General features: G+C 60.1%; 7 protein-coding genes. 3 read left to right on the top strand and 4 right to left on the bottom strand.

The genetic code is table 11. The features are described 5' to 3' along the window. The coding region (locus GXX82_04030) for a hypothetical protein (GenBank protein ID NLT22195.1) at nt 1-1,597 on the bottom strand (1,597 nt) is incomplete at its 3' end. 238 nt (nt 1,598-1,835) lie between these two features. Here GXX82_04030 and GXX82_04025 point away from each other — a divergent pair. The 3 genes from GXX82_04025 to GXX82_04015 all read left to right on the top strand — a co-directional run bounded on the left by GXX82_04025 (nt 1,836) and on the right by GXX82_04015 (nt 3,877). Continuing rightward, nucleotides 1,836-3,293 carry a nucleotide sugar dehydrogenase gene (locus GXX82_04025; GenBank protein NLT22194.1) on the top strand — a complete coding sequence of 486 codons (1,458 nt, stop codon included), beginning with the start codon at nt 1,836-1,838 and terminating at the stop codon, nt 3,291-3,293. A 142-nt stretch (nt 3,294-3,435) separates the two neighbouring features. Then, a complete protein-coding gene (locus GXX82_04020) occupies nt 3,436-3,672 on the top strand; it encodes a type II toxin-antitoxin system HicB family antitoxin (protein ID NLT22193.1) in 237 nt (78 codons plus the stop codon). Beyond that, nucleotides 3,665-3,877, top strand: a complete 213-nt coding sequence (locus GXX82_04015; GenBank protein ID NLT22192.1) for an addiction module toxin, HicA family — start codon at nt 3,665-3,667, stop codon at nt 3,875-3,877. Before GXX82_04020 ends, GXX82_04015 begins: the two co-directional genes overlap by 8 nt. Before the next feature lie 260 nt (nt 3,878-4,137). Here GXX82_04015 and GXX82_04010 read toward each other — a convergent pair whose 3' ends face one another. From GXX82_04010 to GXX82_04000, 3 genes are all read right to left on the bottom strand, one after another. Beyond that, a complete protein-coding gene (locus tag GXX82_04010) occupies nt 4,138-4,824 on the bottom strand; it encodes an ABC transporter ATP-binding protein (GenBank protein ID NLT22191.1) in 687 nt (228 codons plus the stop codon). Next, the gene (locus GXX82_04005) at nt 4,817-6,016 is read right to left on the bottom strand and encodes a lipoprotein-releasing ABC transporter permease subunit (protein ID NLT22190.1); all 1,200 of its coding nucleotides are present in this window, start codon (nt 6,014-6,016) and stop codon (nt 4,817-4,819) included. Before GXX82_04005 ends, GXX82_04010 begins: the two co-directional genes overlap by 8 nt. 139 nt (nt 6,017-6,155) lie before the next feature. Further along, entirely contained in the window at nt 6,156-7,184 is a 1,029-nt protein-coding gene (locus GXX82_04000) for a tRNA-dihydrouridine synthase family protein (protein NLT22189.1), read from the bottom strand.

The following is a 7,184-nucleotide window of genomic DNA, read 5'->3' as shown; positions in this document are numbered from 1 at the left end:
TGCCATGGACACGTCCCACATCCATCTTTCCATCCCCGTTGAAGTCGCCGGTGAAGATGGGGTATATGCTGGCGCTGGTGCACCCCTGGGAGGGACCGAAGGACGGCAGGCCGTTCATCCACGTCCACCCGGTGCCGGTGGAGAGGGCGACGGCGACGCCGGATCCGTGGACGCGTCCCACGTCCGTCTTTCCATCCCCGTTGAAGTCGCCGATGACCATGGGGAAAGTGTCCGCGTTCGTGTAGCCATGCGTGGGAGACAGGTTCGCTATGCCCGCCATGGGGACCCATCCTCCGTTACCATCGGAGAGCATGAAGGCGACGCCGCTGCCATGGACACGTCCCACATCCATCTTCCCATCCCCGTTGAAGTCGCCGGTGAAGATGGGATACCGGTTGGCGTCCGTATATCCTTCCGCCAGGCTGAACGAGCTCGTCCCGCCGATCATGGTCCACCCGGGGGCGCCCTGATGCCAGATGAACTCCGTTCCCGGCAGGCTGCTTGTCCCATCCTTACCATACTGTGTCACGGAGGTGAGAAGGGATCGGCCCGTAGTGCTGCTCGTCGCATAGTTCCCCTTCATGACGTAGCTCTTCTGCAGGGCGTTGTTGACATAGATGTCTATGCTGCTCAGCCGGTACGCCGTCGTGACCGGGCGATTGGCGGCATAGAGCGGCGGCGCATCGGGTCTGCTCTCGAGAGGGAACCGGACCGCAACGGTCGGGGCAAGGCCCGTTTTCTCGTTCCCCGTGTAGAAGATGGAGTTGAGGTATATCTCCCCCTGGTCCTTCGCGTACACGACAATCATGTAGTTCCCGTGGACGTCCACCACCCTGTCGAGGCACCACTTGAAGACATGGCTGCCTCCGTCGAAGTCCTGACGGGAGGCGGGGGTGGAGCCATAGTAGTACTTCGTCCCGTCCCGGGAGGTTACCTCCCAGCCGCCGGTGGAAGAGTTGTAGCGGTACTTCGAGAGGGCACCCTCCACGGTCGCCCCGTAGTAACCGGAACCCCAGTCGCCGCGGGGGGTCAGTTCCGCCATGGAGCCGCCTATGGACGCCACGAAGTCGTGGGCGCTGTAGTTCACACCCCTCTTCGTGGACCTCTGGATGGACCCCATGTCGAGGTTCCACCCCACGCCCATCCATCCGTTACCGAGGTAGCTGTTGTAGGTGAGGGAGAGCCGGGGCGCCATGTTCATCCGGCCCGGGGGGACCTCGATGGGGACCGTGATGGACGCCGCCCCGGAGAACTGGGATATCTCGACGGTGGGGGGTAAGGGACCGGCAATGGCGCTGCCGCTGCCCTCCGATGATGACGCGGACACCGTGGCGGGTGCGGGCTCGGCTTCGGACGTGGTCTTCCCGTCCTCGCCTGCGGTGTTCTCGCCGGTGCCCGCCGTCTCCTTCACGGCAGGCCGTACCTCGTCCGTCACCCCTTCGGCCTCAGCGGCCAGGACCTCCGACACGACGAGGCGGAGCATGAGGTCCCCCAGACCCGACACCGCCAGCTCCACATTGGGTGTCGAGCTGAAGAGAAAGGCACAGATGACGAACCACACGAAACGGCGATAGAGGACGGAGCCGGCATAGCACACGAATGAATACCCCCTTAACTGGTATGAATTGCGCGCAGGGACCGTCGCCGGTCATTCTGACCTGAAGCGGGCTACCGCCATGTTGGACGGGGTCTCACGGTCCATCCGCGAAGAAGTTACTTGGTTGAGGCGTGTACCATTCTAGGGGGTGGATGGCGGGGATGGCATGGTCATGGGACCAACCTGACCTCAGTTGTTCCCGATGAGCCGAATCCGTGTCCGGCGGGGCAGGTTGAGGATGGGGGTAGGACGTTACCCCCTTTCCGCGTGGCACGGACCCTTTGTTTGTGATAGAATAGTGAAAAACTCAGGATGGAGGGTCTTCTTGGAGCGTAAGAACATACTCTGCATAGGTGCCGGTTATGTCGGCGGGCCGACGATGGCCATGATCGCCTATAAGTGCCCGCAGTACAGGGTCACCGTGGTCGATATCAATCATGAGAAGATCGCCCGCTGGAACTCCGATGATCTGCCGGTGTATGAGCCGGGGCTCGATGAGATCATAGGGGCAACGCGAGGGAAGAACCTCTTCTTCGAGACCGACATCGACAAAGGCATCAGGGAATCGGAGATCATCTTCGTCGGGGTGAACACTCCCACGAAGACCTTCGGCGCCGGGGCGGGCAAGGCGGCTGACCTCCAGTACTGGGAGAAGACCGCGCGGCAGATACGGGAGGCCTCCGAGTCCCCGAAGATCGTCGTCGAGAAATGCACCATCCCCGTCAAGACGGCCCTCGCCATGGAGCGGATCCTCACGTCCAAGGACGGCAATATAAGTTTCGATGTCCTCTCCAACCCGGAGTTCCTGGCGGAAGGGACGGCTGTGCGGGACCTCGAGTTCCCCGACCGCGTCCTCATAGGTTCCCGGGAGACACCGAGCGGGATAGAGGCGCGCAAGGCCGTCGTCGATATCTACCTCAACTGGGTGCCGCGGGAGAAGATCATCGAGAGCAACATATGGAGCAGCGAGCTCTCGAAACTCGTCGCCAACGCCTTCCTCGCCCAGAGGATATCCTCCATAAACGCCGTCTCGGCGCTGTGCGAGAAGACGGAGGCCGACGTGGCCGAGGTGTCGCGGGCGATCGGTCTCGACAGCCGCCTGGGACCCAAGTTCCTCAACGCCAGCGTGGGCTTCGGCGGCTCCTGCTTCAAGAAGGACATCCTGAACCTCGCCTACATATGCCGGTCCTATGGCCTCGACGACGTCGCCGATTACTGGGAGAGCGTCGTCGACATCAACGAATACCAGAAGGAGCGCTTCATCCTCGGTATCCTGAGCGCCATGTTCAACACCCTGGCGGGAAAGCGGGTCTGCCTCTTCGGCTTCGCCTTCAAGGCCGACACCGGCGACACCCGCGAAACCCCGGCATTCACCATAGCGCGAAGGCTCGTCGAGGAAAAGGCCGACCTCGTCATCACCGACCCCAAGGCCCTCAGCAACGCGAAAGTCGACCTTGCCGACCTCGACGGGATCACCTACGAGCCCGACCCCTACACCGCCGCCCGCGGCTGCGACGCCATCGCGATCATGACGGAATGGAAGCTCTACACCGAACTCGACTACAAGCGCATCTACGACTCAATGGCCAAACCGGCCTTCATCTTCGACGGCCGCAACATCCTCAACCACAGGCTCCTCCACGACATCGGCTTCAACGTCTACCCCATAGGCAAACCACCGCTGGTGCACTTCTAAAAAGACGGTTGGAGCCGTTAGAACGGAAAGAAGAGTCGGAAGTGATGGCTTGAGGCGTTCAACGTGGGCGACATGGGTTGAAATAAAGGTTCCATCTGATATACTGTACCTGCAGACTGCGGCACAGAAGAGGTGAGACAGAATGAAATCGAGGGAACTTTCTTTCAGGGTTGTCTTCAGACCCGAGCCCGAGGGCGGCTATACAGCGACGGTCCCTTCGCTGCCCGGTTGCATCTCCTATGGCGAGGACATCAAAGAGGCACGAGAGATGATCAAGGATGCCATCAAGGGATATCTCGAGAGCCTGCAGAAACATGGGGAAGAGCTCCCTGATGACTCGGATACCGTGGAAGCCGTACTTACGCTGAAATATGCCTAAGGCCCCGTCGCTCACCCCCGACAAACTGATCAAGAAGCTCATTCAGAACGGTTTCGTTCTCGATCACCAGACCGGTTCCCACAGGATCTATTACAACAAGGATACGGGCAAACGAGTCGTTGTCCCCTTCCATAGAAAAGACCTCCCAAAAGGAACCCTTCTGTCAATCTTGAAAGCGGCTGGCCTCGAAGACCGGATCAATTAGAACTCTATCCCCCATTAATGACAAATCATACGGAGCATTCTGGCAAGAAATCGCACAAGAAAGCTGCTACCGTCTCCACATCCCGAATACAGAGCACGCATGTTGCTCCCTCCTCACCCCGCGCATGCGGGGTGCGAGAAGGCCGCCGGATTTTGGCAGGCTCCGAGATCCGGCGGCAATCTTCTCTCTCTTTTTGTCTCTCTCTGAGATCTCCGCGAACTCTAGCGAAGCGGGCGTGAGATAAGTCTTTGCCTTTCGTTTCAGGAGTGATCGGTAAAGAGTTCGCCGTCCACCATCGTGAGCTTGCGTTCGCCGACCGCGCCGATCTCGGGGTCGTGGGTCACGAGGATGAGGGTTGCGGAGATGTTCTTCTGGATGGTGAGGATCTGGCGCATGACTTCGCGGCCTGTTTTTCTGTCGAGGTTGCCCGTTGGTTCGTCGGCGAGGATCACTTCAGGTTCGTTGATGAGCGCCCGGGCGACAGCCACGCGTTGCTGTTCGCCGCCGGAGAGTTCCCCGGGTCGGTGGTTCAGTCGGTGGGTGAGCTCAACGGTCTCGAGGAAGACGCGCGCCTTCGCTTCGGCCTCAGCGGGCTTCATGCGCCGTATGAGGAGCGGCATCATGACGTTCTCGATGACGTTGAGGTCCTGCAGGAGGTGGTAGAACTGGAAGATGAACCCCACCTTCTCGTTGCGGAACCGGCTCTGGTCGTCCTCGTTGAAGGTCATGATGTCCTTGCCGTCGAAGAGAACCTTCCCTTCCGTCGGTTTGTCCAGGGTGCCGATGATGTGGAGGAAGGTGCTCTTGCCGGCACCGGAGGGGCCCATGATGGTGATGAACTCTCCTTTGTCCGCGGTGAAATCCACGCCTTTCAGGACATCGATCACGATGCCGTCCTTCTGGAAGGACCTTTTCAGCCCCGAGACCTCGATGATGTGATCACTCATAGCGCAGGGTCTCCACGGGGTCGATCTTCGCCGCCTTGTAGGAAGGATAGATCGTTGAAAGAACGCATATGACCGTCGTGACGAGGGCGATGAGCGCCACATCGACGATGCTTATCTTCGCGGGCAGGGTGGTTATGTAATAGACGTCCTCGGGGAGCCGGATGAGCTTCGTGCTCTTGATGATCCAGCAGAGGAAGTACCCGGTCAACGAGCCGAAGAGGGCGCCGACGACGCCGATGGTGATCCCTTCCATCATGAAGATCTTCATGATGCTCCGCTTCTTCGCGCCGATGGACTTCAGTATGGCGATGTCCTTCTTCTTCTCCATGACGGTCATGATGAGCGAGCTGATGATGTTGAAGCTCGCCACGAGGATGATGAGGGCGAGGATGATGAACATCGCCAGCTTCTCGAGCTTCAAGGCCGAGAAGAGGTTCCGGTTCATCTCGATCCATGTCTTCGCGAAGTAGTCCCGCCCCAGTGCCTTGAGGATCGTCCACTTGAGGTCGACCGCCCGGTATTCGTCGACAAGCTTGACCTCGATGCCCGTCGCCCCCACCCCCATGGCGGATTCCACGTCGGCAAGAGCCATGACGACGAGGGTGTTGTCGATCTCGTACATCCCCGTCTCAAAGATGCCGCCCACCCGGCCCCGCACCGTCTCCGGCATGGAGCCCATGGGAGAGAAACCCCCGAAGGGGACCATGATGGTGAAGCTGTCGCCCACGAAGAGCCCCAGGTGCTTCGCCAGTTCCTTCCCCATAAGGACGCTGCCCTTTCTCCGCAACACGTCGATGGAGCCTTCCTTCACCAGCTTCGACATGTACTTCGCGTCTCCCGGGTCGATCCCCTTCACGGCGACGCCGGAGAACTGCTTGCCGTTCTGGGCCATCGCCTGGAAGGCCGTGAAGGGGAAGGCCTCCACCACGCCGTCCACCTTTTTGACCTTTGCCACGACCTCGCCGGGGTTACGGATCTCGCCGTTCACGTCGAGGACGAGGATATGGGGGTTGATGCCGAGGATGCGCGCCCTGATCTCGTCCTGGAAGCCTGTCATGACGGCGATGACCACGATGATGGCCATGACGCCGATGGCGATGCCCACAACGGATATCCACGTGGTGAAGGAGATGAACGCCTCCTTGCGCTTCGAACGCAGGTACCGCAGCCCAATTGTGGTCTCGTAGTCCATGAAAGTGCTAATGTCTTACCACAAGGAGGGGGAAAAGGGAAGGAAGGGAAAATGAAAAAGAAAATGACCAATTAACCAATGACCAATTGAACAAAGGGAAGGGCGCAACGGACTGCCTGTATCGTTTCTTGGTTGTTGGTTATTGTCTGTTTATCTGGTCATTGGAATTTGGTGAATTGGTTATTCCCTCCTCGGGATTCTTCTGAAAGAAATCGGCGGCCCTTTCTTCGGCCTGTGTCATGGTGCGGCTGCCCTGGACGCGTGAGCTGAGCTGGTGGCCGAAGGTGTAGTTCCCGGCAAAATAGTGGGTGAACTCCTTGAGCCTGCCGAGCCGGCGCTCGGGCGGAAAAAGCTCTTTTATGAGGCTCGTGAACCTGTCGTACAGCAGGGGCAAAGATACGCGGGGCGCGGCGATGTCGCAGCCATAGACCTCGCGGGCGATCTCCGCGAAGAGCCAGGGCCTGACGATCGCGCCACGACCCAGCATGAGCCCGTCGGCGCCCGAGACGCGCAGGCAGTCCTTCGCGTCCTCCACCGTGAATACTCCCCCGTTGGCGATGACGGGGATGGCGAGCCATTCCTTTATCCTGAGAACCCATTCCCATCGCGGCCTTCTGGCAAAGGGTTCCTTCTTCAGCCGGGCGTGGACGGAAAGCAGGTCGATGCCCTCGCCCTCGAGCATGGTGCAGAAGTCTTTCAGGCGGGGCTCGTCGAGCCCGACGCCGAGACGTATCTTCGCCGTGAGCGGCAGGCCCGTCCTTGATCTTGCCGCCCTTACCAGGAGCCGCGCGCTTTCCGGATTCTCCATCAAGGCAAACCCTGCGCCCGATCTCCCCACGGACCAGTCGGGACATCCCATGTTGAGGTCGACCGCGTCGGCCCCAAGGTCGTGAAGCTTGTCCATGGCCGGGCCGACATCCATGTCCCCGGAAACGAGGAGCTGATAGGACAGGGGTTTCTCCCGGGCCGTCCTGACAAGGTAGGGGGATATACCGGGGTTCTCTGTGGGCAGTCTCCTGGCGAGGAGCATTTCCGTGGAGAAAAGGCCGGCCCCGCCGAATCCCGAGACGATCTGCCTGAGGGCGCTGTGGGTGAGCCCCGCCATGGGAGCCTGAAGAAGGGGCGGACAGATCTCGAGGCCCCGAACGTGGATGGAGGGCGTCGGCAT

It is taken from the genome of Syntrophorhabdus sp. (genome assembly GCA_012719415.1).
Taxonomy (GTDB): domain Bacteria; phylum Desulfobacterota; class Syntrophorhabdia; order Syntrophorhabdales; family Syntrophorhabdaceae; genus Delta-02.
This window is presented reverse-complemented; position numbering and strand designations above follow the sequence as displayed.